The 24,712-nt window shown below is 65.4% G+C and carries 17 protein-coding genes; 11 read left to right on the plus strand and 6 right to left on the minus strand.

Annotated elements, in window-relative coordinates:
- Window positions 1-4: 4 nt before the first annotated feature.
- The 5 genes from SK1NUM_RS01630 (at window position 5) to SK1NUM_RS01650 (ending at window position 7,502) form a co-directional block, all read left to right on the plus strand.
- The gene (locus SK1NUM_RS01630; protein WP_212324464.1) at window positions 5-1,855 is read left to right on the plus strand and encodes an ABC transporter ATP-binding protein; all 1,851 of its coding nucleotides are present in this window, start codon (window positions 5-7) and stop codon (window positions 1,853-1,855) included.
- Window positions 1,852-3,972, plus strand: a complete 2,121-nt coding sequence (locus SK1NUM_RS01635) for an aminoglycoside phosphotransferase family protein (RefSeq protein ID WP_223927730.1) — start codon at window positions 1,852-1,854, stop codon at window positions 3,970-3,972. The genes SK1NUM_RS01630 and SK1NUM_RS01635 overlap by 4 nt, the downstream gene beginning before the upstream one ends.
- A complete protein-coding gene (locus SK1NUM_RS01640; RefSeq protein WP_212324470.1) occupies window positions 3,969-5,279 on the plus strand; it encodes a UDP-glucose dehydrogenase family protein in 1,311 nt (436 codons plus the stop codon). The genes SK1NUM_RS01635 and SK1NUM_RS01640 overlap by 4 nt, the downstream gene beginning before the upstream one ends.
- A 61-nt stretch (window positions 5,280-5,340) precedes the next feature.
- Complete coding sequence (locus SK1NUM_RS01645) at window positions 5,341-6,825, plus strand: sensor histidine kinase (RefSeq protein ID WP_223927732.1); 1,485 nt, start codon at window positions 5,341-5,343, stop codon at window positions 6,823-6,825.
- A 2-nt stretch (window positions 6,826-6,827) separates the two neighbouring features.
- Window positions 6,828-7,502, plus strand: coding sequence for a response regulator transcription factor (locus tag SK1NUM_RS01650; RefSeq protein ID WP_212324472.1), 675 nt, complete (start codon window positions 6,828-6,830; stop codon window positions 7,500-7,502).
- A 176-nt stretch (window positions 7,503-7,678) separates the two neighbouring features.
- Here SK1NUM_RS01650 and SK1NUM_RS01655 read toward each other — a convergent pair whose 3' ends face one another.
- Window positions 7,679-8,146 (minus strand): hypothetical protein, encoded by a 468-nt coding sequence (locus SK1NUM_RS01655; RefSeq protein ID WP_212324474.1) that lies wholly within the window; start codon window positions 8,144-8,146, stop codon window positions 7,679-7,681.
- A 455-nt stretch (window positions 8,147-8,601) separates the two neighbouring features.
- On the opposite strand from SK1NUM_RS01655, the gene SK1NUM_RS01660 reads away from it, so the two are divergent.
- The 3 genes from SK1NUM_RS01660 to SK1NUM_RS01670 all read left to right on the plus strand — a co-directional run bounded on the left by SK1NUM_RS01660 (window position 8,602) and on the right by SK1NUM_RS01670 (window position 12,418).
- Window positions 8,602-10,098 (plus strand): CoA-acylating methylmalonate-semialdehyde dehydrogenase, encoded by a 1,497-nt coding sequence (locus SK1NUM_RS01660; protein WP_212324476.1) that lies wholly within the window; start codon window positions 8,602-8,604, stop codon window positions 10,096-10,098.
- Window positions 10,099-10,391: 293 nt separating this feature from the next.
- On the plus strand, window positions 10,392-10,760 hold the full coding sequence (locus tag SK1NUM_RS01665; protein WP_212324484.1) for a hypothetical protein: 369 nt from the start codon (window positions 10,392-10,394) through the stop codon (window positions 10,758-10,760).
- Between the two features lie 2 nt (window positions 10,761-10,762).
- A complete protein-coding gene (locus SK1NUM_RS01670; protein ID WP_212324486.1) occupies window positions 10,763-12,418 on the plus strand; it encodes an alpha/beta hydrolase in 1,656 nt (551 codons plus the stop codon).
- 168 nt (window positions 12,419-12,586) lie between these two features.
- Here SK1NUM_RS01670 and SK1NUM_RS01675 read toward each other — a convergent pair whose 3' ends face one another.
- Genes SK1NUM_RS01675 through SK1NUM_RS01685 form a run of 3 tightly spaced genes read right to left on the minus strand, consistent with a single transcriptional unit; the run spans window position 12,587 to window position 16,568 of the window.
- Window positions 12,587-13,882, minus strand: coding sequence for a S8 family serine peptidase (locus SK1NUM_RS01675; protein WP_212324487.1), 1,296 nt, complete (start codon window positions 13,880-13,882; stop codon window positions 12,587-12,589).
- Window positions 13,879-15,255 carry a type VII secretion protein EccB gene (gene eccB, locus SK1NUM_RS01680; RefSeq protein ID WP_212324489.1) on the minus strand — a complete coding sequence of 459 codons (1,377 nt, stop codon included), beginning with the start codon at window positions 15,253-15,255 and terminating at the stop codon, window positions 13,879-13,881. Before eccB ends, SK1NUM_RS01675 begins: the two co-directional genes overlap by 4 nt.
- A complete protein-coding gene (locus SK1NUM_RS01685; protein ID WP_212324491.1) occupies window positions 15,255-16,568 on the minus strand; it encodes an EsaB/YukD family protein in 1,314 nt (437 codons plus the stop codon). Before SK1NUM_RS01685 ends, eccB begins: the two co-directional genes overlap by 1 nt.
- A gap of 229 nt (window positions 16,569-16,797) precedes the next feature.
- Between SK1NUM_RS01685 and SK1NUM_RS01690 the strand changes: the two genes are divergently transcribed.
- Both SK1NUM_RS01690 and SK1NUM_RS01695 read left to right on the plus strand, forming a co-directional pair.
- Complete coding sequence (locus SK1NUM_RS01690; protein WP_212324499.1) at window positions 16,798-17,115, plus strand: WXG100 family type VII secretion target; 318 nt, start codon at window positions 16,798-16,800, stop codon at window positions 17,113-17,115.
- 47 nt (window positions 17,116-17,162) lie between these two features.
- Window positions 17,163-17,468 (plus strand): WXG100 family type VII secretion target, encoded by a 306-nt coding sequence (locus SK1NUM_RS01695; RefSeq protein WP_212324502.1) that lies wholly within the window; start codon window positions 17,163-17,165, stop codon window positions 17,466-17,468.
- A gap of 371 nt (window positions 17,469-17,839) precedes the next feature.
- Here SK1NUM_RS01695 and SK1NUM_RS01700 read toward each other — a convergent pair whose 3' ends face one another.
- Window positions 17,840-19,243 carry an FHA domain-containing protein gene (locus SK1NUM_RS01700; protein ID WP_212324504.1) on the minus strand — a complete coding sequence of 468 codons (1,404 nt, stop codon included), beginning with the start codon at window positions 19,241-19,243 and terminating at the stop codon, window positions 17,840-17,842.
- The gene (locus SK1NUM_RS01705) at window positions 19,240-20,580 is read right to left on the minus strand and encodes a hypothetical protein (protein WP_212324506.1); all 1,341 of its coding nucleotides are present in this window, start codon (window positions 20,578-20,580) and stop codon (window positions 19,240-19,242) included. The genes SK1NUM_RS01700 and SK1NUM_RS01705 overlap by 4 nt, the downstream gene beginning before the upstream one ends.
- A gap of 132 nt (window positions 20,581-20,712) precedes the next feature.
- On the opposite strand from SK1NUM_RS01705, the gene eccCa reads away from it, so the two are divergent.
- Window positions 20,713-24,708 (plus strand): type VII secretion protein EccCa, encoded by a 3,996-nt coding sequence (gene eccCa / locus SK1NUM_RS01710; protein WP_212324508.1) that lies wholly within the window; start codon window positions 20,713-20,715, stop codon window positions 24,706-24,708.
- Window positions 24,709-24,712: the final 4 nt, after the last annotated feature.

Raw genomic sequence — 24,712 nt, forward strand, 5'->3', positions numbered from 1 at the left:
CCTCATGCATCGTCTTCGCACGTACGTCTCGTCCATCAGGTCGATAGCTGCGAAACCCGAGCGCGGCAAACCGTCCATGCGCCGCAGCCTGCGGCTGGTCGCGCCGGACGTCACCCCGCACCGCGCGCTGATCCTCGCCGGCGTGGTCGCGCTGCTGATGGAGGTGGCGTTCCGGGTGCTGGAGCCGTGGCCGATGAAGGTCGTCGTCGACGCGGTGACGGCCTACCGCGGCGCCAAGGTGTCGCACCAGCCCGCGAGCTTCGAGCTGCTGCTGTGGTGCGGGATCGCGCTGCTGCTGATCGTGGGGCTGCGGGCCGTCAGCAACTACCTGGCGACCATCTGCTTCGCGCTGGTCGGCTCCCGGGCCGCGACCTCCCTGCGCGCTCGTGTGTTCCGGCACGTGCAGGGCCTGTCGCAGCAGTTCCACGCCCGCAACCGCAGCGCCGACACCGTGCAGCGCATCGTCGGCGACGTCGCCCGCATGCAGGAGGTCGCGATCACCGCCGGCCTGCCGCTGTTGGCGAATGTGTTGACCCTGTTCGTGATGGTCATCGTCATGTACGTCCTCGATGCGCTGCTCGCCAGCGTGGTGCTGGTGGCGATCCTAGTGTTCGCCTTCACCTCCGCGCCGACGTCGAAGAAGATCACCTCCGCCTCCCGTCAGACCCGTAAGGGTGAGGGACAGCTCGCGAACACGGCCCAGGAGTCCCTCGCCTCCATCAACGTCGTGCAGGCCTACGGGCTGGAGGACATGGTGGCGCAGAACTTCACCTCCGCCAACCGGACCTCGCTCAGAGAGGGGGTGCGGTCGCGCCGCTACGCCGCGAGGCTGGAACGCACCACCGACGTTATCGTCGGCCTGGCGACCGCGGTCGTGCTGGTCGGCGGCGGACTGCGGGTGATGCAGGGTGCGATGAGCCCCGGCGACCTGGTGCTGTTCACCACCTACCTGCGCACCACCATGAAGCCGCTGCGCGACATGGCCAAGTACACGGGCCGCATCGCCCGGGCCAGCGCGTCGGGCGATCGCGTCGCCGACCTGATGGAGATCGCCCCCGACGTGGTCGCCCCCGAGACGCCGCTGCGGCCCACCGCGGTCTGGGGTGCGGTGCAGTTCGACCGCGTCGTCACCCAGTACGACGGCGTCGAGGTGCTGCGTGGCCTCAGCCTGGACATCAGACCCGGCGAGCGGGTCGCGATCATCGGTCCCTCCGGGGCGGGCAAGTCCACCCTCGTGTCGCTGCTGGTGCGCGCCATCGACCCGGTCTCCGGGTGTGTGCGCCTCGACGGGTACCGGCTGACCGACCTCGACCTCGCGCAGCTGCGCTCCAGCGTCTCGCTGCTGCACCAGGAGGCGGTGCTGTTCACCGGCACCATCCGCGAGAACATCCGCATGGGACGCTCGGACGCGACCGACGCCGAAGTGGAGGCGGCGGCCCGCGCCGCCAACGCCCACGACTTCATCACCGAGCAGCCCGAGGGCTACGACACGGTGGTGGGGGAGCGCGGCGGCACCCTCTCCGGCGGGCAGCGGCAGCGGATCGCAATCGCACGGGCGCTGCTGCGGCGCTCTCCGGTCGTGGTCCTCGACGAGGCCACCACTGGCCTCGACCCCGAGGCGGCGAGCCTGGTGCTGGACGCCATCGACCGTCTCTCCGCGGGACGCACAACCCTGGCCGTCACCCACGACGCCGAGGTGGCGCTGCGGGCGACGCGCGTGGTCTGGGTCGAGGACGGCCGGATCCGGCTCGATGCCAGCCCCACGGACCTGCTCGCGAACAGCGAGGTCTTCCGGGCGTGGATCCAGGCCAGCGGGCGCGACATGGACGCCATCAGGATCGGGAGCCCGCAATGACCATCCGCATGGACCAGCTCGTGACGCAGGTGCTCGACCCCGGCTGGCTGAGTGAGCAGGTAGGCCGCCCCGTCCGGGCCGCGAGGCTCAGGGCCAAACCCCAGACCTCGCTGGTCGTCGGCCTCGACGGCCCGGACGGGCAGCCGTCGGGCTGGGTGCGTTTCCTGTGGCCCATTAGCCACGACAAGGCCGCCCGCACCCTGCGGGAGGCCGGTGAGGTCGGCCTGGTCACCACGGAGCGGGAGCTGGGGGAGCTGCTGGTGCAGTCCGGGCCGCTGGCCGCCGACCCGAAACTGGTGAGGCGGCTCGACGACGCCGCCGTCTCGGGGCTGCTGGGCCAGTGGGAAGCGTCGCAGGTGCTGCGCTACAACCCGCTGCGCCGCCTGGTGATACGCGACGGGATGCGCGTGGTGCGGGTCGCGGCTGAGGACGGCCATGGCATCGGCCTCGACCGCTTCATCGAGGGGGTCGTTGATGCCCCCGCCCGTCTCGATGACGGGACCCAGGCGGGCATCAGCGTCCAGGCCTTCACCGGGGGCGCCAACCTGGAGGAGCTGCCCGGGCCCGACCAGCAGCGGCTGAGCCACGCCGCCGGGGCCCAGCTGGCGCGGCTCCATGCCGCGCCCGTCCCCGCCGACTTGGCTCAGTCCCTGGACCCCTGCACTGACCCGGCGCAGCAGGGACTTGCCCACGCCGCGTTGCTCGACGAACTGGCCCCGGAGCTGGCGCAACGGATGCGACGGGTGGTCGCGTTGCTGCCGGCGCCCGCGCCGGCGGTTCCGGTGCTGTCCCACGGCGACCTCTCACCCGACCAGGTGCTCACCACCCGCGACGGCGGCCAGGTGTGGCTGACCGATTTCGACCGCGCCTGCCTGGCGCCCCGTGCCGTCGACCTCGGCTCTTTCCTGTCGGTCCTGGACGCCGGCACGCTCCTCGACGGCTACCGCGATGGCGGCGGCCAGCTTCCCCCCCCGCGACCAGCTGCGCTGGGCCACCGCAGCGTCGCTGGTCCTGCGGGCCGCCGACCCGCTGCGACGGGCCTCCCGCGACTGGAAGGCCGGTATCGCGGCAAACCTGAACCAGATTCTGGAGGTTGTGAGATGAAAGCTTTGTCAACGGTTCGTGCTCTCGTCGGTGTGCGGCGTGCCTGGCCCCGGGGCGACGGCTCGATCACTTTCGAGCTGATCGCCCCGGGAGGCAAGCTGCGCGCCGGATCGGTCTCCCCCGAGGGGGAGCTGTGGATCACCGGCTACGCTTCCGACCCGGAGATCCCGGAGCTCTCCCCGGGTCTTGAGGGCAGGCTCGTGGTGCACCGGCTCCACCGCCGGGCGGTGGTGCTGACCCCGCACAGCGCCATCAAGTTCACCCGTGAGGGCCGCGCCAGCGCCGTCGCGGTGCAGTCCTCGCAGGTTGCGGAGCTGTGCGAGGGGACGGGCATCGCCGCGGCGAAGGTCCTCGACCACTCGCCGTCGCGGGTGAGCATGGAGCTCCTGCCGGGCAGCACCCTCCACGACCTCGCCGGCCAGGCGATGCCAGGCTGGCGGCGGTTCGCCGACGTGTGGCCCAGCCTGATCACCCGGTTCGTCGGGCTGCCCGAGCACACCGGCGCCGACGAGGCGAACGTGCTCTGGCAGTGGTTCCAGCACATCGAGGGGCACCGGGCGCTTCCGCAGCTGGACCGGCTCGGCAACGCGACCGCGCAGGCCTGCCAGCAGCTCGCATCGGGCGACAACGGCTCCCGGGTGCTCGTGCACCGGGACCTCCACGACAAGCAGCTCATGTGGGACGGGACCACCCTCGGCCTGCTGGACCTCGATACCGCCACCCGCGGCGAGGCCGCCCTCGACCTGGGGAACCTGTGGGCGCACATCGAGCTGCGCCACGTGCAGGGACGCCTCACCCGGCAGGACCGCGACCGCATCCTCGACCTGCTGGGCGAGGTCGTCGCGGCCGCTCCCACCACGCTCCGGCGCGTCGTCACCCACCACCGGGCCGCCCGGCTGCGGCTCGCCTACGTCTACGCCTTCCGGCCGCAGTCGGCCAGCTGGCTGCCCCACTGGGTGGAGGAGACCCTCAGGTCCTCCAGCCCCGTCAACTTCGATAGGAGAAGCGCATGAGGATCTCGGTTGTTGGCTGCGGATACCTGGGCGCCGTGCACGCTGCCTGCATGGCGGAGCTCGGGCATGAGGTGACCGGAATCGATGTCGACGAGGCGAAGATCGAGGCGCTGTCCGCCGGCCGGGCGCCGTTCTACGAGCCTGGCTTCGACGAGCTGCTGACCCGGGCCCTGGGCACCGGCCGGCTGCGGTTCACCACCGATCCCGGCTGCGCTGGGCTGGCGGAGGCGGAGCTGCACTTCATCGCCGTCGGCACCCCGCAGTCCGAGACCGGCGCGGCCGACCTCAGCTACGTCGACGCCGCCGTCCAGACCCTCCTGGCGGGGGCGTCCCCAGGGTCTGTGGTGGCGGGCAAGTCCACCGTCCCGGTCGGCACCGCCGCGCGTCTCGCGGAACGCCTCGCCGAGAGGGACCTGGCCCTGGTGTGGAACCCCGAGTTCCTGCGCGAGGGGTTCGCCGTCGAGGACACCCTGCACCCCGACCGCATCGTCTACGGCCTGCCCGCTGATCCCGGGCCAGCGCAGCTGGCGCGCGCCCGGCTCGACGAGGCATACGCTCGACTTCTTTCCGACGGCATCCCGCAGATCGTCACCGACTATGCGACGGCGGAGCTGGTGAAGGTGGCCGCCAACTCGTTCCTGGCCACCAAGATCAGCTTCATCAACGCCATGGCCGAGCTGTGCGAGGCCACCGGCGGCGACGTCACCGCCCTGGCCAGCGCCCTCGGGCATGACGATCGTATTGGACGGCGGTTCCTGGGGGCCGGGGTTGGGTTCGGCGGCGGTTGCCTGCCCAAGGACATCCGCGCCTTCCTGGCCCGCGCCAAGGAGCTCGGTGTCCACGACGCTGTCGCTTTCCTGCGGGAGGTCGACGCCATCAACCAGCGTCGCCGCGACCGGGTGGTCGACCTGGCGCTGCGCAGCCTCGGCGACCGGATGCCCGGGGCGCGGGTCGTCGTGCTGGGGGCGGCGTTCAAACCCAACAGCGACGACATCCGCGACTCGCCCGCCCTCGACATCGCCCACCGGCTGCACCAGCTTGGCGCCCAGGTGAGCGTCACCGACCCGAAGGCCCTCGGCGCCGTGGCCCGCCGCCACCCGGACCTAGCCACCGAACCAGACCTGCACCGGGCGCTCCGGGACGCGGACCTGGTGCTGCTGCTCACCGAGTGGGCCGAGTACGCCGGCATTGACCCGTCAGCCGCCGCGGGACTGGTCCGCCGGCCCGCCATCATCGACGGCCGCAACGCCCTCGACCCGGCCCGGTGGCGGGCAGCGGGCTGGACCTACCAAGGCCTGGGGCGCTGATGGGCCGCCTGGGGGTGCGCAGCTCCCCAGATTGTCATCCGTATGCAGGCAGAATGGTCGCGTGAAGAGGTTCCTGCGCCGCGGCTCCTCGACGATCCGCGCCCGGATCATGCTGGCGCTCGTGCTGGTCGCCGGCACAGCGCTGGCTGTCTCGGGCGTGATCGTCGCCGTCCTCCAGGAGCGTCACATTCAGGACCTGGCCACGGAGCGCCTGGAGAAGGCCCGCAACGAGCTTGAGGCACTCGCCACGGACGGGGTGAACCCCGAGACGAAGGAGCCGTTCGACTCGGTCTCCGACGTGCTGTACACCTACCTGGTGCGGCGCAGTGTCGTCGGCCCCGGCACGGGGGAGGTCGGCTACGTTGAGGGCAGGCTCACGTGGACGTCACCGGACAAGGTGAAGTTGCGGCCCGAGCAGGATCCCGAACTCCTCGACGCCATCCAGCCGGACCTGGCGGGGCAGGGGAGCGTGATCAGGCCGGTGAGGACCTCGCAGGGCAGCTACAAGGTCCTGGTCGCCGTCGTGATGCTCGGCGACCAGCGCGGTGCGCTGGTGCGGGTGATCGACCTTGGGCAGACCGGGGGCGAGCTGCGCCGGACCATGGTGTTCTACGCGGGGGCTGCGGTGCTGACGGTGATGATGCTGATCGCCCCTGCCTGGCTGGCTGTCGGCATGCTGCTGCGGCCGATCGGGGAGCTCAGGCTCGCCACCGACCAGATCCACGAGCACGACCTCACCACCCGGGTCCCAGTGCGTGGCCGGGACGACCTGACGGCGCTGGCGAAGGCGGTGAACCGGATGCTGGACCGGGTGCAGGGCGCGGTCGAGGGGCAGCGACGGCTCCTCGACGACGTCGGGCACGAGCTGCGCACCCCCATCACGGTGGTGCGCGGGCACCTGGAGCTGATCGACTCCGAGGATCCCGACGATGTCCTCCAGACCCGCGACCTCGCCATCGAGGAGCTGGACCGCATGGGGATCCTCATCAACGACCTGCTGACGCTGGCGAAGGCAGGGCAGAGCGACTTCCTGTCCCTCGAGGACAGCGACATCTCCGAGCTGACCGACCAGGTGCTGGAGAAATCACGGGCGCTGGGGGAACGGGACTGGCAGCTAGAGCACGTCGCCATGGTGCACGCGGTGCTGGACCCGATGCGGATCACGCAGGCCTGGCTCCAGCTCGCCGCCAACGCAGTCAAGTACTCGGACATCGGGACCCGGGTCGGCATCGGGTCGCGGTTCGACGGCACGTCGGTGCTGCTGTGGGTGCGCGACCAGGGGATCGGCATGACCCGTGAGGAGATGGCGACGGTGCGGCAGCGATTCGCGCGGACGGCTGCCGCCGCGCAGCGAGCCCCAGGATCGGGACTGGGCCTCAACATCGTCGAGAGCATCGTGGAGGCCCACGGCGGCCACCTGGAGATTGAGTCCGCGCCCCAGAGCGGGTCCGTGTTCACGCTGCGGATCCCGGTGAACCCCGCGAGTCCCTTTCCCTCGCCCATCGGGCCGCTCCCGGCATCCACCCCTGAAAGAGGAAGGCAGTAGCCATGACCAGCATCCTGATCATTGAGGACGAACCGCGGATCGCTGGTTTCATCGCGAAAGGCCTCAAGTCAGCGGGGTTCACCTCGGAGACCACCGCGTCCGGTGAGATGGGTGCCACGCTGGCCGTGCACGGCGACTTCTCCCTCATCGTGCTCGACATCGGCCTGCCCGACATCGACGGTTTCGAGGTGCTGGAGCGGATCCGGGGCCAGGGTGTGGCGACTCCGGTCATCATGCTGACCGCCCGGTCCTCGGTGACCGACCGGGTGGCCGGGCTGGAGAGCGGCGCCGACGACTACATGCCCAAACCCTTCTCCTTCGAGGAGCTGCTGGCCCGGATCCGGCTGCGGCTGCGGGCCGAACCGGCCGAGCCCGCCGCCGGACGGTCGTCAGCGACGCACCTGGAACATCGCGGACTGGTGCTGGACTACCGCACCCGCAGGGTCCAGGTGGACGGCCAGTGGATTGACCTATCGGCCCGTGAGTTCACCCTGGCCGAGGTGTTCCTGCGCAACCCGGGGCAGGTGCTCAGCCGTGAGCAGCTGCTCAGCAACGTGTGGGGCTTCTACTTCGACCCCGGCTCCAACGTCGTGGACGTCTACGTTTCCTACCTGCGCAACAAACTGGGCAAGGAGCGCTTCGAGACAGTCCGCGGCATGGGCTACCGCCTGGTGTGATGCCCGGCTGCCTCACACGGCCGGCGCGACGCCCGTTTGCTGGCCTTATTCACGTTTGCCTGTGCTGTGAGGCCAGCAAACGCGAACAAGACCAGCAAAAACTCAGTAAGGCCAGCGAACCGGCCTTGCCAGTGAAAGGGAAGGATCAGAAAAGGAGGGACCAAAGGGGCTGGGGATCAGTCGTCGTCATCATCGTCGCTGTCGTTGTCCCGGTCCGACGACCTGCCGGAGCTCTTCTTGTCGTCATCGTCGTCGTCGTCACCGACCTTCACGGGCGGGGCTGGTTTCACCGCTGTGGCGCTGGTGCGGCTGGAGGACCTGGGAGTGCTGGCCGAGCCTCCATTGTCCGAGGATCCCCCGTTATTCCCGTTGCCCGACGTCGCTTCCTGGCCTGGCGTCGCTCCGGTCGTCGGGCCGCTGGTAGGCGTGGCGGGGTCCGTGGAGGTGGAATCCGTGGGCTCGGGGCTGGCGGTGGGAGTCTGGCTGGGAGCTGGCGGCTTGCTCTGCGGCATCGTGATCGCAGGCAGGTTCGACTCGGACTCTGCCGGGTGGGCGAGCTGGTACAGCAGCCCTGCTGTTAACACTCCGGCGGCACCGATGCCCGCCAGCATCGCGGCCAGGCGGGTGCGTTCTGACTTCATCATGCTTCTCCTTCCACCTCCTTACAGTGAAGCCTACGAGGATGAGGAATCCCGCAGACTTCCATGAGGAAGTTCTCATGAAGGGGACGGTGCATGCCGGCGACGCCTTCCCTGCCCCCGCGCGCTGAGGCGTGCGGGGATCGGCGCCTAGGCGCGTTCTCCTGGGTCCTGGTAGGCGGGCTCAGCGCACGAAGAACCGGCGGATCAAATAATTGTCATTACAAACAGTGAGGCTCTGATGGGCCTGGGGTAAGTCCTCGCCCGGTGGCTGCGCGGAGGCGCGTAGGCTGGCGCTTCTTGCCTCTGGGGGCTATTGTAAGTACAAAGCTCCTGGCGGTTCCGGCCGCCGGGCCAGCGGACTGGACGGACCCGAACGCGGTGCAGTCGGCACTGCTGCCGGTAGGGGTGACGTCGGCCGCCGGATCAGCCGAAACGTCCCAGAGACCAGGGAGAGGTACATGACCACAATCACCCACTGGATAGACGGCGCGCCCTACGAGGGGCAGCCTTCCCACACCGTCCCCGTCGAGAACCCAGCCACCGGCAAGGCCGTCGGCGAAGTCCTGTCCGCCAGCCAGGCTGACCTCGACCACGCCGTCGCCGTCGCCGCCGAAGCGCAGAAGAAGTGGGCGAAGGTCTCCCTCGCCAAGCGCACCGCCATCATGTTCAAGATGCGTGAACTGGTGCTCGCCCACCAGGACGAGCTGGCCAAGGCCATCGTCGAGGAGCACGGCAAGGACTACTCCGACGCCATCGGCGAGATCCAGCGCGGCCGCGAGACCCTCGACTTCGCCTGCGGCATCAACGTGGCGCTCAAGGGCGAGTACTCCTTCGACATCTCTTCCGGTGTGGACATCCACACCATCCGCCAGCCCGTCGGCGTGGTCGCGGGCATCTGCCCCTTCAACTTTCCGGTCATGGTGCCGATGTGGATGCACCCCGTCGCCATCGCCACCGGCAACTCGTTCATCCTGAAGCCCGCCTCCGCGACCCCCACCGCGTCGCTGATCATCGCCCGCCTCTACCAGGAAGCCGGGCTGCCCGACGGCGTGTTCAACGTGCTGGCTGGTGACCGCAACCTGGTCTCCAATATCCTGACCCACCCGGGCATCGACGCGATCTCCTTCGTCGGCTCCACCCCGGTGGCGCACGTCATCCAGGACACCGGCGTCGCCCACGGCAAGCGCGTCCAGGCTCTCGGCGGCGCAAACAACCACGCCATCGTCCTGCCCGACGCGGACCTGGAGTTCGCTGCCCAGCACATCGCCGCGGCGGCCTTCGGTGCGGCCGGTGAGCGCTGCATGGCGCTGCCCGTCGTCGTCGCGGTCGGTGGCGTCGGGGAAAAGCTGGCCGAGCTCGTCGCCGCCAATGGCGCGAAGATCAAGGTCGGCTACGGGCTCGACGAGGGCGTCCAGATGGGTCCCGTCATCACCGCCAAGGACCGCGACCGCATCGTCGGGCTCATCGATGACGCCGAGAAGCGCGGCGCGAAGGTGGTCCTCGACGGCCGCGGACTGAAGATCGACGGCTACGAGGACGGCTTCTGGGTCGGTCCCACGGTCATCACCAAGGTCCCGCTCGATGCCCCCGTCTACCAGGAGGAGGTCTTCGGGCCGGTGCTGTGCATCGTCGAGGCCGCCAACTACGCGGAGGCCATCGAGCTGGTCAACTCCAGTGAGTTCGGCAACGGCGCGGCCATCTTCACCAATGACGGCGGCTACGCGCGGCGCTTCCAGCTGGACGTCGAGGCCGGCATGGTGGGCATCAACGTGCCCATCCCCACCCCGGTGGCCTACTACTCGTTCGGCGGCTGGAAGGAGTCGCTGCTGGGCGACACCCACATCCACGGCCCCGAGGGCGTGAACTTCTACACCCGCGCGAAGGCCATCACGGTCCGCTGGCCCTCTGAGTCCGGCGCTTATGCTGCGACGATGAGCTTCCAGCGCGAGGAGTGAGCGCAGCCCCATGGGGAGAACAACCCATGGGGAGGACAACCCATTACAAAAAACATAAAAAGGCCCCGGTGAACTTGAGGTCGCCGGGGCCTTGTGGTTGCATGGCTAAAAAGCAGACAACCACATAGTGTCAGTTGGCCCATTGGCTCTAAAGAGCTGTGCCGCAAGATCGCATGATAATGACCGTTCTGGCCAGCCTTACGGAATATTCCTGGGCCGTGAATCGTCATTGATAAATGACGCAACTGGCAGGAAAGTAAGAAATCGAGATCAATCGAGGGAAGGAAGCCTTTATGAGTGATGTGAAGATCGAAGTAGGCGACCTGGAAACCCTGTCATCAGAGACAGCAGCAACAGCCTCTAAGATCGGTGAGAAAAATGTGTTAGACGCCTTGGCGGAAGCTCCCGCGGCGATGCCAGGATCGGCTTCAGCAGAGCACGGCATCAAAGACACCAGCGAGGCTGTCGATAAGAGGCGCAATACTCTCAAAGATAAATATCAAGACTTCAGTGACGACGTGATGAAGGCGTCAAATTCTTACGGGAGAACCGAGGCTGAGGTCGAGGCATCTTTACGTTCTGCTGGTATTCCAGGCAATTCAAATGGTATGCATAATAACATCTGCTATCAGGAGATCTCCAATAGGATGGAAGGGAAGTAATAATGGCCATTAATTGGGATGAAATTCAACGCTGGGATCCGAAGAACCTCAACTCGGCCTCTCGTAAGCTGCGCGAACTGCGACAGGGGCTGATGACTGAGGCCGATGATGCCGATGGCGCCAAGAGCCGGATTCGTTCGACGGGGGCGGCGGTGGAGGCCATGAAGACTTCACTGGGATCCCTGAATTCAAATCTCAGCCAGCTGGTGAACGACATTTCAGAACTCATGATGGCCACCGCAGCTGCCGCGGAGGGGGTCTGGGATGTGAAGACCAAAGTCCTAGAATGCACATCATTCGTAGCAGAAAACACATATTTGAAGATCCAAGGCAATGGAGAAGTCGTTGTCGATCTCTCGGGGAAATATGCGGGTGGATCAATGGAAGCGAAAAACAAAGGCAAAGATTTGGAGAATCTGATCAAAGCCGCTCTTGACCGTGCCCGTGATGTTGATGACGCCTATGACAAGCGCTTGAAGGCCGTGGGCGATGGCACATACAAGTCCTCAGAGACTGCCTCCAGCCAATCCCAGGGGCTGCCGGACCTGCCGCAGAAAGGCTGGTCGGCTACTGAAGTCGCCGCTTGGTGGAACGCCCTCACTCCTGAGGAGAAAAAGAACATCATTGAAAACCATCCTGATGATATCAGGAATCTCGATGGCATCTCCGCTAATGCCCGCGATGAAGCCAATCGAAAGGTCCTCGATAAGGAACTGGAGCGCGCGAGACATGATCGGGATGAGCTCCAGAAGAAAGTTGATGAAGAGGGGTTTGATGATGATAACATTAATCCTTATTTAGATGATAAAAATAAGGCTGATAAGAGGGTAAAAGATCTAGAAAAGATTCAGAATCTAATGGGTGAAAAAGAGGGCGATGGATCGAAATATCATCTTCTTACCCTCGATGCTTCTGGCGATAAGGACGTCCGGGCTGCTATTGCGATGGGCGATGTTGATAAAGCCTCCAATATCGCCACCGTGGTTCCCGGGGTCGGCACCACAGTGCGAGACAGCATGGACGGTGAGCTGCATAAGGCTGAGGAATTGCGTAACCATTCTGGCTCTGACAACACCGCTGCGGTAGCCTGGATTGGATATGACACACCTGATAGTATATGGAGCCCCGAAACTCGTGGCACTGGTACGGCTGATGAGGGCGCCCGCTCTCTCAATGGGTTCCATGAAGGGATCCATGCCTACCGGCAGTCACAGGGTAGTGATCCACATATAACTACGGTGGCTCATTCCTACGGCTCCCTCACCGCTGGCACTGCGGCCCTGACCACCAAAGCCGGTGCGGTCGATGACATGGTGCTCTACGGCTCACCAGGCGGACGGGCTACCGATGTGCATCAATACAACGTCCCAGAGGGACACGTCTACGCCTCCGCCAACGATAAAGATGAGGTAACGGGCAAAGGGGGCTGGTGGCAGGGCATCCTAGGCGGCGGCGAAGAAGCTGTTGGTATGGGGAAGAAGCCAGTCGAACTACATGGCGTCAAGAACATTGCTTCCAATGGTGGCGGACATGATGATTACTGGAACAATCCGGAGTTCGTCGAGGATGCCTCTCAAATCGTTGCCAATGAGGACCCTGGTGTTGACCGTTCTGACAACCAGGCAGAGGCAGTGACCAAGCCGCCTGCTAAGAAGTAGTTACTGGGGCCTCCTGCGACATCGAGCAGACTGTGGGGCTGTCGTCCCTGACATAGACCGGACATAGAGATGTGGCGGAGGACGGGCTGAATTATGCTGACTCTGATAGGAAGAATGCCGACTCAGGCTAGATCACTGGGGTGTTCCTGGGTTACTCGGGCTTTGGGCTCAGCGGGATTTGCGTGAGAGGAGGTCCCGCACCCGGGAGGACAACAAGACTGCCAGCACCACCAGGCAGGCGGTGCCGGCGATGATCCCGAGCGAGATGGTGCGCATCGGCCGCAGATCCGGCACAGACTCGGGGGGAGTCATCCCGGGATTCTCGGGTTTGGCGGGAGCTGAGAAGCGTGGATTCGGGGGCCCTTCCAGGGAGCCGTCATTGCTGAAGTTCAGCGCATCGTAGGGGGCAATCAGGCCCCACCCGATCTTGGCGTCGCGCTGGGAGCGCGATGGCCGCAGAGCCGTTGCCAGGAGCCGGTACTTCCACTCGGCGGGCGTCTCGCCTGGATGCATCGCAGCCACCATCGCCGCCGCAGCGGCCACATAACCGGTGGCATAGGAGGTGGACGGCTTGTCCCCGGCGAGTATGCAGTCGCCGTCACCCAGGAACGTGGTGAGCACCCGCGACCCGGGCGCGGCCACCTCGACGTGCTCACCATGGAGGACCGCGTCGGAAGGAGCCCCCGAGGCGTCGACGGCCGTGACGGACAGCGCCTGAGGGTAGGCGGCCGGATAGCGTGGCGCGTTGGGGTCCTCCTTCGGAGAGGCATTGGTCTCCTGCGGGACGTTGCCGGCGGATGCGACCACCAGGGCCCCCGCCGCGGCCGCGTACTCCACGGCGCTCTGCATCTCGGGAAGGTTGTCGATGACCGACTGGGCGACGACGATGATCTTCGCGCCATGCTCTGCGGCCCAGCGCACCCCAGCCGCGGTCCGGGTGGTGTCCGGCTGCTTCCCGGCCTTCACAGAGTCATTGCTCTCGTCGACGTAGACCCGCACCGGCAGGATCTCAGCCGCCGGAGCCAACCCGACCAGCCCCGATCCCTCAGCCTCGTGGGCAGCGATCTGCCCCGCGATGGCCGTGCCATGCCCCGCGGTGTCCGTGCGGCCGTCGCCGCTCTCCACCAGGTCGGCGCCCGGCAGCACCTTATCGGTGAGATGGACATTGGACGCCGCGACCCCGGAGTCCACCACCGCGACCACCACTTTGCCGCGGGAAAGCTGCCAGGCCTTCTTGATGCCCAGCAGCGCGACCGCCTCGGGAGGCTGATCCACCAGGGAAGTCTTGCCGGGCTCGCAGGGGGTGTTCTTGTCCTCGGTGACCGTCGTGATCTTGCTGCCCACCGTCCCCAGGCCATCGGAAGGCAGCGCAGGGATGGCCTGGGCAGGCATCGCCGGGGCGAGAAAAGCCATGACGCCGCAGGCCACCGCAAGGTTCCTGGCCAGGGAGACCGCTCGCCTCATTGCTGCCCCACCGTGGCCCAGGCGCCGTTTGGATCCAGCGCGGTTCCCTCGGGAATCAGGGCCGTCCACTCGGCTGGAATCACGTGGACGTCGCTGTCCTTGTATCCGAGACGGGCCAGGGTGTCGGCCGACTGGGTCCCGAGACCATGCACGGCCCCCAGGTCGGAGACCAGCATGACCATGCCGAGCGAGCCGCCGGAAGTGGCGCGCACCAGCGCTCCCGACCCGCCCAGAACCGATGCGGGAGCCTGAACCGCCTGTAGCTTCTGGTCGGCGGTCATCTCGCTGTTCTGTGGAACCGGCAGAATGCTGGCCAGCGTCTCCTGCGACATCGAGTACAGCGCCGACAGGGGAGAGCCGTCGGGCGCCTGCTCCAGCTGGGTGCAGGGCAGGGAGCCAGTCGGGACGGTGTTCTCGACGCGTTTCGGCCAGTCCGGCGGGGTGATCCCCGCCGGATCTATCTCAAGCGCCGACATCTCGGCGACCGAGGCGGTCAACGAGGCCTCGGCCGGGTAGAACTTCTCCGCGGTCTCCGACAGGGGAGTCACCTTGCCAGAACCGGTGACGACGTAGCGCCGGGACGAACCGCCCTCCTCCACCTTGATGACGGTTCCCACCACAGCCGTCGCCAGGCGCTCGGGCATGCCGCCAGCGGGCAGGCCTGCGTTCGGGATCTCCAGAGGTTTCAGGTCCGACCCCAGTTTGAAGAGCGACAGCCAGGGGGCACTCACCTCTGTCGGCGCTACGGACTCCATTCCCAAGGCCAGGAGCACCTTGTTCTTGTGCTCGCGTGGAATTCTGTGACGCAGGCCGTCAGCTATCAGGAAGACTTCGTCCTGGCTCTTGACCAGCGCATTCCCACGCGGGGTCCGGTTCTCGGGGATCTGCGCCACCCAGGTGTGGGTCTTCCCGGGCAGAACACAGGAGAACCACTTGTCTGAATGAAGCTGAGCGGCCGGTGGGACGTCGTCGGGGACGCCCGTGATACCGATCTGGGTGCCGCGGCTGATCCCGTCGATCGTGGAGGCCGACAACTCGCTGGTCTGGTACTTGCCGGACTCCGACAGCAGGCGAGCCGAGGTGACGTTGGTGACCGGGCGCAGAACCCCCTTGATCGTGTAGTACCGGGCCCCGGTTCCCTTCACGACGATCAGGGTCGAGTTCTGCCAGTCGTTTGGCAGGGTCGGCAGGAACCGGCTGATGATCGCACCAGCCCCCAGCATGATGGCTACGACGACCACCCCCACGATGAGCGGCACGAATGGAGACTTCGACTCCATCTCACGTCCGCCAGGTATGCCCGACGAGAAAGCCGTGATCAGGCGGCGTCGGTTGTAGCGCTGCGCTTCGAGGATGTCCTTGTGCGAGGGCATCAGATCACTCCCCACACCAGAGCCGCCAGTGGCAGGATGCCCAGCAGGGCCAGGACTCCGGCCGCGTCGGCGAGCCGGGTCAGCCAGGGACGCAGCCTCTGCGAGACCACGTTGGCTGTCAGCAGCAGGACCGCGGTCAGGATGATTGCGCCAAGTGTCCACGGCAGGGCGTCGGGCGCCACCGTCGTGGTGGACACCGCCGCCAGGATGGTCAGGAACATGCCCGTCAGCACACCGATGAGGACCTCCACCGCAGAACGCAGTGACCGGGTCGTGAGCATCAGCGCGACGCCGCCGCAGGCAAGCATGGCGATCGCCACCGGGGAGGTCGTCATCAAGGGGGCCAGGACCACCATCGCCGCAGAGCAGCCGGCCTTCAGGGAGATGACCAGCACACGGGCGTTGTCGACACGCGAATAAACCCGCGGCGTATCGATCTTCTCGTTCTCCTGGCTGGTCCCGATTCCGATCGGTATCTGGGCCATGGCCACCCAGGGGGCACTGAGCGTCACCACCACCAGCAGGGACAGCGTCAGGCTGGCAGCTCTCTCAGGGGCAACTCCCGCGAGGTTCACCAGGCCACCCACCAGCACGAGGGAAAAACCGGTGGTGATAGGGGCTGCCATGGACACACGCAGGTCCGAGGGGAGCACCAGGAGCGTGCAGGAACCGGCGAGCAGACCCACACCGGAGGCAGCCAACGGCAGTGAGAACCAGTCTCCCGCGGTGATGGCGAAGGCCGCGCAGGCAACCAGGACCGGGGTGGTGTGCCCCAGCGAGAGGGCACCTGGACGATTGGGCATCCGTGCCACGACGGCAGCGGCCAGCGTGGTGAGGAGCGCTCCGCTGGCTCCCACCGCTGCGGTGAGAGTGGGTTCGTGCGCGCCGGTCAGCAGCAGCAAAGCAGCCAGCAGCACCAAGGCCGCCGATGCGTGGGCCGAGAGCTGGACTGAGTTGGTCCTCTCCCAGGGAGTGGACTTGTCTGCCACGGCGGTTCCTACGGCTTCGACCAGGTCGTCGTAGCGCTGGTCCTGGGAGTTGCTTCCCATCGGTTCCAAGGTCAGGACGGCACCGGGACGAACCTTCTGCTCCGGGAGGGTCTTCGACTGGCTGAGGACATTGCCGTCTGATGTGCGGATGGTGAAGCCACGAGTGGCGGTTCCTGGATCCAGGGGGCTCACTGCCTTGACCAGGACGGGTACGAGCTCGGCCAGTGCGATGTTGGAGGGAACCGACATATCGACTGTGTCTCCCGCCATGCTCAGCGAGATCGGCATCAGGGCTCCGGCGCGAGAGCTGTCGGTGGAAGGCATCGGGTTCCTTTGTCGGGGACACTGGAGCGAGGTTCGGCGTCCAGGCTACTTCTTCCCCTGGGCAACCTTCACGTCCCACCAGGTCATCGCATCCTTGACCGCAGTATCGCAGCAGTATCGCATGGGTCCAACAACACCCCTTGGGTGCACCAGGTGTGCAGTATGGTGGGCGTGTCATTCGCGGTGCGACACTTGATCGCGCCGCAGGTACCCAATTTGGAGGGCATGCATGTCAGACCAAGTGAGAGTAGTCGCAGGTTCGCATCAGAAGGCTGCGCAGGACACGAGAGCGGCTCATGACCAGATCACCGCGGAGATCAGCAGGATCAGGGGCCATGTGGAAACAGCCCACGGGAGCGGCTGGCAGGGCCAGGGTGGAGATGCCATGATCCAGACTGCAGAGAACTGGATCACAAACGCGACTCAGGTTGCCTCCATCCTTGAGGTATTCGAAGAGAGGCTTCTCAAGGTCGACACCAACAACGCGCAGGTCGAGGAAGAGCGTGGCTCCTCCTTCCAGAGCGTCATGGCTCGCCTGCAAGTTTAGTCGGCTCGTCGTAGGCACTAAAGACTCCTGGAGAAAGGGAAAGTAAAATGGGAATTAACAAGGATATGAACATCTCTTTTGGGGCTATTTCTGGCCTTGGGGATGACATGCTGTCCAGCAATAAGGCGATTCAGGCTATCCTCGATAACCTGGATGCAGGGCTCAAACCGTTCATTGGGAGCTGGGACGGCGACTCCAGGGAAGCCTATCAGACAGCCAAGACCGGCTGGGATGGAAAGATGGGAGATCTCAATGGAAATTTCCTGCAATTCCAGCAGCAGGTCGTGGTAGCTGGGCAGTCATACCAGTCCAATGAGGCCCAAAACACCAATATGATGCAGGACATCGTGTGATTCTGTGTAGCTGTTCTACTCATCAGGAACAGCTACTGGGTGGGGTGGGAGCCAGCAGGCTTCCCACCCCACCCTTCGTTTTCTGTGGATTTTCGTCTACCAGGCGGGTTATTCAGGAATCACTCCTTTCGCAGCATCTCTCTCGTCAACTGCGGGTTAATGGAGGCCGCATTGCTGGATAAGCCTCCAGGAATCGCATCGTTTCGCGGTATGTCTCCTTGCCGACCGCAGGTTGGTAGGGGTGCGGCTGCATTGCTGAATAAAATTCCAGATCGCTTAGGAGATTATTCACAACCACAAGTAATCCTGGGTAGACAAGGGTGTTTACCGAACTGAAAGTCCTTCGTGAATAACCCTTTCAGGTTTTCTCCTTATTGAACTGCACCGCCCATGATTGTCATGGTGCGTTTCCCCATGATGATCATTGTTCCGGCGGGAACCAGGATGCGCCTACCGGGTTCCAGAAGGGTGATTTTGCCGTCGGCCGCACGTAGCGCAGTGCCATTCGTCGAGGAGGCGTCCTCAACCCATACGCCATTGCGGGCTGGGCCGAGCCGGAGATGAGTTCGTGAGATCGAGTTGGTGGAGTCGGGAACGGCGATCAATCGTTCCCCAGCCGTGCTCGTGGAGGGCTCGCGACCTATCACCAGTGCGGCGTCCACCTTCTCTTTCTGTCCAGAGTCCACGACCACCCAGAGGAACGTCGCGCGGGGCAGCCCGTTGGGTCCGGCGACGCGGCGGGTCACTGTGGGGGGTTCTGCCTTGGATGTCTGAGGGCTGTGGGCTGCTGCACGTCGCGGTGACAGAGGCCCGGCTGGGGCTGCTGCGGGGGAAGAAGGAGCCGCAGGCGCTGGGTCCTGAGAAGCGGCAGCGCGGCGGGGAGGCGAAGCGCTGGGAGCTGGCGGCTCGGGAGGCCCTCCCCAATCCCACGTCAGACGCGTTACCCCTCCTCTCGGGGGCGGGGCTCCGGTGTCGCGACGTACCTCCTTGCGCGTGGCTGGGCCCTCTTTACGCGTGGCTGGGGCAGGAGATTCCTGCGGGACTCCTGCCCTGCTCCACGACGTCGCGGGGGGCGACGGCTTCTGCGTCCTGTCCGGGGGTGGTACCGCTGTGCCTGGGTAGAAGGGCGAGGGACGGGGCGGTGAGGAAGCCGGGGCCACAGGGCTGGTGGACGCGGGGGCGGGAACGGAACTTTCTGGAGACACGGGCAGCTGCTGGAGGTCGGGGAATCCCTGCCCTTGCCGGGGTTCTGTGATCTCCTCCTCCACTGTCTCTTTATCCTGCTCGGTCTCCTCGGCGGATGTGCGCAGGCTGACCATCGCGGTCCCGGAGATCCGGTCCACCCAGTCTCTCCCGTCCCGGCTCATGAAACAGCCGACCAGCGGTCCCACCGCCGTCACGTGCAGCAGCGTCATCAGGATGCTGCGTACCAGCTGTTTTCCGAGCCCAGGTGCGTGATTGCTGCCGTGTGCGACGGCGGCTGTACCCGTTGCCAGTGCGCCGGGGGTGCGTCCTGTCCGGGCACGGAACAGAGTTAGGACGACTATTGCCTCAGCGATGGTGATGCCTGCTAGGACCGGCGAGGGGAAGAGCCACCACAGCAACCCGGTCACAGCGAAGACGCATGCCAGATCCGTCAGGTACACCAGGGCACGTACCAGGCCGCTGACAGGCTTGAGCTTCAGGTCATCTCCAGTCTGCCCGGCTTCCACCGGGCTAGCGGCTGACCCAGGGGCGGCGGGTGGGGAAAGCGTGGCGAGATCGAGTTGGGTCATGATGCGGCTTGCCGGATGAGGTCGAACAGTCCTGCGGCATAGACGGCGGTGGGTAGCAGGATGAAAAGGGACAGCCCCTGGGTCAGGTCGGCGATACGTCCGAGTAACGCCGACTCACTGGCTTTGGCCAGGACGGTGGCGAGGATGCTGAGCGAGGCGGCTGCGATGATGATGATCAGGGCGGTTGCCTGCGCACCCAGGGGCTGGGAGGTGCCGAACGCGGTCAGTGCCGCGATGACGAGCAGTAGCGCGGTGACACGGGGCAGGACACGGCCTAGACGGTCACGCCGGGACCGGGGCAGCAGGACCAGGGCCAGGAAGGCGCTGACCATCATGATGCTGCCCGTGATCGTCGTCCAATCGCCGCCCTTCAGCAACTGTGCGGCAGGGAAAGCGACGATCGCAATCACCCCACAGCAGACGATGAGCAGCAACTGCCCGCGTTGCTCGGCATCATGCACCGAACGAATGACTCTGCTGGTGGTGATGGGCGTGGGAGGCGCGACGTCGGGCGTGCGAACTGCTGGGGCTGAAGTGGTGACTGCGGATAGGTCCAGCAACTGGGTCTCAGGCACCCGAAAGGAGAAGGTCGGGATGGTGGCCACTGACATGGTGGTGACTGCCAGGACCGGGGCCGCGATCATGGTGGCGGGCGCGTCCGTCATGATGATGGAAGAGATCACAACCCCTGTCAGCCCCCACAGTGCAGCCATGGTGGCGCTAAGAGCCGACCTGTCGATCAGCCAGACGAGGAGCGCCGCTACCAGCGCTGTCCATGCTGTCGCAGCTACGGTCAGCTGCGGTAGAAAGTCCATGTCAGTGGACAGCAACACCGTTCCGCACACACCGATCAGTGTCGTCGTGGCCAGAATCCCGGCGGCGGTGCAGCGTAACCTCCACCATCGAAGCGACCAGCTCAGGGCGATGACGCAGATGACGGCGGACGCCCTTCGCAGCTGCTCTGCGACAGGCCACCAGCCAAATGCGGGGCCTGCCAGGCAGGCCACCTCGATGCTTGCGACCAGAGTCAGAAACAGCGACAGCACCAGCGTGGGACGGAACCAGGGAGAGACTGCGCGGATTGCCACTTGCTGGGCCACGCGCTCGTTTTCAGTGGGTCCGCTCAGGGTCAGGACGACCCCAGAGGCCAGGTCGCTGCCGAAGGCCAGGCCCAGGTCCACAGGGGTGCCGTCGGCGTGCGTCACACGCAGGGAGTCGGCGTCAGCGTCGATGTGCAGCATGTTCATGAGTTTCGCGACGGTTGTCCCCACGGGCACCGCGACGTCCTGCTTGGAGGCACCGTGAAGGATCGTGGTCGACGCTAGAGGCGTGGACATGTGCTCCTCCATGCTGCAGAACGATCAAGGATGCGGTGCTCTGCCCTGACGATAGTATGAGTCGGGCTTAGACGATATCTCGACCATCTGACCTGACCAACACCATAACCACGTGACCAGGAGTGCTAAGGAATGGTCCAACCCAAGCAGGAGGAGGCTACCAAGGCCCCTGAGCTTCCCTCCGGGCAGATTGATATCCAGGTTCCCCCTGACCAGCCCGAGGCCGGGGGCATGGGCAATGTCTTGATGACCGTCGTCCCGATGATGGGCTCGGTCGGCGTTATGGTGTTCATGGCGATCTCGCAGGGGCAGAACACCCGGATGCTGCTCATGGCCGGGGCTATGCTCTTCGCGATGCTGGCGATGGTGGGGTTCAACATCTACCGGCAGATCGGCGGCCACCGCCAGAAGGTCGACACCCTGCGCCGGGAGTACATTGCCTATCTGGGCGAGACCCGCAAGAGCGTGCGCACGGTGACCCGCAAGCAACGCGACTACGTCGGCTGGCATCTGCCCTCGCCGGATTCCCTGGTGCTGATCGCCCAGGAGGGCTCCCGTCTGTGGGAACGGGACATCGACGACAAGATGGCGACGCATGTGCGGCTGGGGGCGTCGTCACAGGACCTGGCGATGGAGCTGGTTGAGCCCGAGCTGGCGCCCCTGGCCAAGCCCGATGTGGTGTGTCTGTCAGCGATGCGGCGTTTCATCGACGCCCACTCGGTGGTCGACGACATGCCGTTGGGAATCATGCTTGGCGACTTCAGTCATATCGAGGTGGCTGGTCCGCAGGAGGCGGCACACGCTCAGGTGCGGGCCATGATCATGCACATGGCGACGCTGAGCTCGCCGCAGGCCCTGCGCATGGCAGTTCTTTGCTCTGAGAAGAACAAAGGCGAGTGGGAGTGGATGAAGTGGCTGCCCCATATCCGTTCCACCGAGGCAGCCGATGCTCTGGGGCCAGCACGTATGGTGACGACAGACCCCGGTGAGCTGATGCAACTGCTGGGGGACAAGTTCACTGGGCGCGGCGTGTTCCGGACACGTTCGGAGGCAACGGAGTGGCCGCATCTGTTCCTGCTCTTGGACGATGTGAGCCTGCCTGCTGACAGCTCTCTGGGGCGGATCGGCGGGGTCGATGGTGTGACGGTGGTGCGGACTATGACGTCGTGGGGTCCGATGACCTCGCGCTCAACACTGCGCATGATCCTGCATCCCGGGACGGATGCTGAGGACCGCGGGCAGATGGAGCTGCTGCTACTGGACCAGCAGCCGATCCTGGTGATCCCGGACGCGATGGCTATTCCCCAGGCGGAGGCTATCGCTCGGCGGATGGCTCCCTGGATGGCGGAGGGACGCCCGGAGTCTGAGGCGCCCGTCGGTAAAGCGGATCCGAAACGTTCTCAGAACCTCATGGAGCTGCTCGGCTGCGGGGATGTCCGCGACTTCGACCCCGACCGGCAGTGGAAGCGGCGCGAAGGCCGCGACCGCCTGAAAGTGCCGTTCGCCGTGACCCCCGAGGGGGTGCCAGTTGTCCTTGACATCAAGGAGTCAGCGCAGCAGGGCATGGGGCCGCATGGGCTGCTGATCGGCGCTACCGGCTCCGGCAAGTCCGAGGTGCTGCGCACCCTGGTCCTGGCGATGTCGATGACGCACTCACCAGAACAGCTGAACTTCGTCCTGGTCGACTTCAAGGGCGGCGCCACCTTCGCTGGCATGGCTGACCTGCCTCACGTCTCGGCCATGATCTCGAACCTGGAGTCGGAGCTCTCGCTGGTGGATCGTATGCAGGAGGCGCTGCGCGGCGAGATGGTGCGGCGTCAGGAGATCCTGCGCCAGGCCGGCAACTACGCCAATGTGACGGATTACGAGGCCGATCGCCTGGCGGGCAAGCATAAGTTCCCGCCCATGCCTGCCCTGTTCATTATTCTCGACGAGTTCTCGGAGCTGCTGAGCGCAAAACCGGAATTCGTCGACCTGTTCGTGGCGATCGGACGTCTGGGGCGTTCGATGTCGATCCATCTACTGCTCTCCTCCCAGCGTCTTGAGTCTGGGCGTCTGAAAGGCCTGGATTCTCATCTGTCGTACCGGCTTGGGCTGCGCACCTTCTCTGCGGGCGAGTCTCGGGACGTCTTAGGCGTACCGGATGCCTATGAGCTGCCGGGCTACCCCGGGGTGGGTTACCTGAAGCCGGGAACTGAGGAGATGATCCGCTTCCGCGCATCTTATGTGGCGGCCCCGCCGCCCGTGCGCAAGGAGAATCCGTCGGACCGGGTGAGGCAGAGCAATGCTCCCATCAAGATCGTTCCCTTCACGACCGATCCCGTGATTCAAGAAGAACCCGAAGAAACCATCGAAGCTGAGGTTTCCCCGGACAGGTCTGGTGACGATGAATGGGCCGATATGACCCAGATGGACATCGCCGTCGCCCGGATGAGGGGCAAGGGGGTCCCGGCCCACCAGGTGTGGCTGCCGCCGCTGGAGGCTCCGGACACGATGGACCTGATGATGAAGGACCTCGCGCCCGACCCGCGTCTGGGCCTGGTGTCGATGTCGTGGCGGCTGCGCGGTCCGCTGCGCATCCCACTGGGCATCGTCGACCTACCGTTGGAGCAGCGCCGTGAGGTGCTGGAATTCGACTTCTCAGGCGCCAACGGTCACTTCGGGGTGGTGGGTGGCCCGCTGACAGGCAAGTCGACCGTCTTGAGGTCGGTGGTGATGGCGTTGAGCCTGGTGCACACCCCGCAGGAGGTGCAGTTCTACATCATCGACCTGGGTGGTGGCACGTTCACGCCCTTCGACGGCGCAGCGCACGTGGCAGGTGTGGCCACCCGCGACCGTCCGGATGTGCTGAATCGCATGCTGGCTGAGATCGAGGGCATCATCGACGATCGCGAGAGGTACTTTCGCGCCAACCGGATCGATTCTATGGACACCTACCGTCAGGCCCGGGCGCAGGGACGTTTCGACGACGGCTACGGCGATGTCTTCCTGGTGGTCGACGGCTGGGCCGTGATGAAGACGGAGCTTGAGGGCATGGATATGCGAATCATGGCGATCATGGCGCGGGCTCTCTCCTTTGGCGTCCACGTCCTGTTGGGGAGTAACCGCTGGGCTGATTTCCGACAGCAGGTCTCGGACGCGCTTGGATCGCGCCTGGAGCTGCGCCTGGGCGATGTCACTGACACCCGGCTCGACCGGAATGTTGCGAAGGCGGTGCCTGCAGAACGTCCTGGACGTGGCCAGGACATGGGGCGCCACCATGTGCTAGTTGCCTTGCCACGGATTGACGGCGACCAGGACCCATCGACCCTGGGGCGGGGCGTGACGACGGCTCTGGAGAGCATCAAGAAGGCAGCACCAGCACCGGGGCCGAAGCTGCGCCTGCTGCCGGTGCGCATCACGGTCAAGGAGCTGCTGAAGCAACCCGAGGCATCCCAGGGCATGGTGTTGGGGGTGGAGGAGGCCCGTCTCAGCCCCTTCCTGTTTCGGCCGCGTCAGGACAGCCACATGTATGTGTTCGGTGATGCCAAGTCGGGCAAGACGACATTCCTGCGGTCGGTCGCCCAGGAAATCACGCGTAACTTCACTCCGAAGCAGGCGCAGGTCTTCGTGGTCGACTATCGGCGTTCGCTGCTGGAGCAGGTTCCGGAGGACTATCTGGCCGCATATATGACGAACGCTGATGAGGTCCGGGAGCAGTTGAGTGGCCTGGCTGAGTTCTTGAGGACGCGCATGCCCGACGACTCCGTGACCCCACAGCAGCTGCGTGACCGTTCCTGGTGGCAGGGCGCTGAGGCATGGGTTCTGGTTGATGACTACGACCTGGTGGCGCTTCAGGGAAACAACCCGGTCTCTTTGCTGCAGCCGTTGATGGGCCAGGCTCAGGACGTTGGCCTGCACGTCTTGGTGGTGCGCCGGATGGGTGGGGCGTCGCGGGCGGCGTTCGAACCGGTGTTGCAGTCGATGCGAGACCTGGGGGCTACCGGCATCATGTTGTCGGGAAACCCAGACGAGGGCAGCGTGATCGGGCGGGTGAAGCCGGTGCGGTCGGTGGCTGGCCGGGCTCAGGTGATTTCACGTGATGACGGCTACTTCCTGGCCCAGCTGGCGTGGTCGGGCCAGCGCTGAGTCC

Origin of the sequence: Arachnia rubra, assembly GCF_019973735.1 — a bacterium.
Classification (GTDB): domain Bacteria; phylum Actinomycetota; class Actinomycetes; order Propionibacteriales; family Propionibacteriaceae; genus Arachnia; species Arachnia rubra.